The organism is Streptomyces sp. H27-H5 (assembly GCF_026627505.1).
Taxonomy (GTDB): Bacteria; Actinomycetota; Actinomycetes; order Streptomycetales; family Streptomycetaceae; genus Streptomyces.
Map to the genome: position 1 here is coordinate 1 of NZ_JAPNLK010000254.1, position 2,331 is coordinate 2,331.

Sequence of the window (2,331 nt, forward strand, 5' to 3'; positions counted from 1 at the left end):
CCACCTCCGACCTGGACGATCTCCTGGCCAGGCTCGACCAGCACACCGCCGATCACCCAGAAGAATCCTCCGCCGCCAAGGCCGCGTGATCAACCCCCGAAGGACTTACGACGCAGACCACTAAGGTTCCGCGTTTGTAGAGGTAGTCACCAGAACTTTTACATCGATAGAGCCGTCAAGGGGAGTCAGAGCATGGGGTTCAGGAAGCTGTTCGCGAGCCTGGGTGCCGGTGGTGCCTCGGTGGACACGATCATCACCGAGCCGAACGTCGTTCCGGGCGGCATCGTCCAGGGTGAGGTCCGGATCCAGGGCGGATCCGTGGAGCAGCAGATCGAGGGTCTGTCCGTCGGTCTCCAGGCGCGGGTGGAGGTGGAGGGCGGTGACCAGGAGTACAAGCAGGACATCGTCTTCACCAAGCAGCGCCTCGGGGGTGCCGTCCAGGTGCAGGCCGGCGCGCTGCACGTGGTGCCGTTCGGGCTGGAGATCCCGGCGGAGACGCCGATCACCCACTTCGGCGGTCAGCACCTGCACGGGATGAACATCGGGGTCAGCACCGAGCTGGAGATCGCGCGCGCCGTGGACGCGGGTGACCTGGACGCGATCAACGTGCACCCGGTGCCGGCGCAGCAGGCGATCCTGGACGCCTTCCGGCAGCTCGGCTTCTCCTTCCGCTCGGCGGACATGGAGCGCGGGCACATCCGGGGGACGCGTCAGACGCTGCCCTTCTACCAGGAGATCGAGTTCCTGCCGCCGTCGCAGTACCGGGGTCTGAACCAGGTCGAGCTGACCTTCGTCTCGGACGGCCGCGAGATGGACGTCGTCCTGGAGATGGACAAGAAGCCGGGTCTGTTCTCCGAGGGCAGTGACACCTACCGCTGCTTCCAGGTGGGGCTGCAGTCCTACCAGGACACCGACTGGGCGGCGTACCTGAACCAGTGGATCGCCTCGGTCGGTTCCCAGCGCAACTGGCTCTAGGGTCCCCCTAGGCTCGGGGGCGTACGCGTACGCGATGCAGGAGGTTCAGCAGTGGTCGAGCAGAGCAGGGCACCTCTTCCCCACGCCTTCCACCCGGAGGTGCGTGCCTTCTCCGTGGTGAGCGGGGATGTGGAGCCCGGGGCGGATCTGGGGGACGCGCAGGTCCTGACGGGTGGGAACGTCTCGCCGCACCTGCGGTGGGAGGGCTTCCCGGAGGGGACGAAGAGCTTCGCCGTGACGTGCTTCGACCCGGACGCGCCGACGGGCAGCGGGTTCTGGCACTGGGTGCTGTTCGATCTGCCGGTGTCGGTCACCGAGCTGCCGGCCGGTGCGGGCAGCGGGACGTTCGAGGGGCTGCCGGACGGGGCCGTGCACGTACGGAACGACTACGGCACCCGGGACTTCGGCGGTGCGCAGCCGCCGGCCGGGGAGCGGCACCGGTACGTGTTCACCGTGTACGCGGTGGATCAGGAGAAGCTCGGGCCGGACGCGGACGTCTCGCCGGCGGTCGTCGGCTTCAATCTGCGGTTCCACACCCTGGGCCGGGCGCAGCTGATCGGTGAGTACGAGGCACCGGCCGGCTGATCGTTGTCCCGTTGTTTGCCCGGTCCTGGTCTAAAGACGGCCAGGACCGGGCATTTTTATTGCGTTGTCCCGCGTGGCGCGCGCGGCCAGAGTGGTTGCGGGCTCTGCTGCCGGTGTGGTCGCGGGCCTGCACACGGGAGGTGGGCGAGATGCGGGACACGCTGGTGCTGAATGCGAGCTTCGAGCCGCTGTCGACGGTGACGTTGAACCGGGCCGTGGTCCTGGTGCTCCAGGACAAGGCCGTGGTCGAACAGTCCCATCCCGAGCTGCGTGTGCGGGCGGCCACCATGGAGCTTCCGATGCCCCGGGTGATCAGGCTGTGCAGGTACGTGCGGGTGCCCTTCCGAAGACATGCTCCCTGGTCACGGAGGGGTGTGTTGGCCCGGGACCAGCACCGGTGCGCGTACTGCGGGCGGCGCGCGACGACCGTGGACCACGTACTGCCGCGGGCTCAGGGCGGCGGGGACACGTGGTTGAACACGGTGGCCTCGTGCGCCGAGGACAACCACCGCAAAGCGGCCCGGACTCCGGAGGAGGCGGGGATGCCGCTCCTCCGGAGGCCGTTCGTGCCGTCGCCGGCGGACGCGATGCTGCTGGCGCTGCGGGCGGGCGGTCGCGGTGCCCTCCCCGAGTGGCTTGAGCGTTCCGCCTAGTGCAGCGCGTTGCAGGTCCTTTTCCGGTTGGGCGGGTTGGGTGCGGTCACGCCTCGTGGTCGGCGAGGTGGACGATGGCGGCGGTGTCGAAGGCGTCGTTGGGGTGGCCGATGTCGGT

At 68.6% G+C, this 2,331-nt stretch carries 3 protein-coding genes; all 3 read left to right on the forward strand.

Annotation, left to right across the window (positions count from 1 at the left end):
• The first annotated feature begins 192 nt into the window (after positions 1 to 192).
• The 3 genes from OTB19_RS42500 (at position 193) to OTB19_RS42510 (ending at position 2,213) form a co-directional block, all read left to right on the forward strand.
• On the forward strand, positions 193 to 975 hold the full coding sequence (locus tag OTB19_RS42500) for a sporulation protein (RefSeq protein WP_053678672.1): 783 nt from the start codon (positions 193 to 195) through the stop codon (positions 973 to 975).
• A 51-nt stretch (positions 976 to 1,026) separates the two neighbouring features.
• Positions 1,027 to 1,560, forward strand: coding sequence for a YbhB/YbcL family Raf kinase inhibitor-like protein (locus tag OTB19_RS42505; RefSeq protein WP_267804211.1), 534 nt, complete (start codon positions 1,027 to 1,029; stop codon positions 1,558 to 1,560).
• Between the two features lie 149 nt (positions 1,561 to 1,709).
• The gene (locus OTB19_RS42510) at positions 1,710 to 2,213 is read left to right on the forward strand and encodes an HNH endonuclease (protein WP_267804213.1); all 504 of its coding nucleotides are present in this window, start codon (positions 1,710 to 1,712) and stop codon (positions 2,211 to 2,213) included.
• The last annotated feature ends 118 nt before the right edge of the window (positions 2,214 to 2,331 follow it).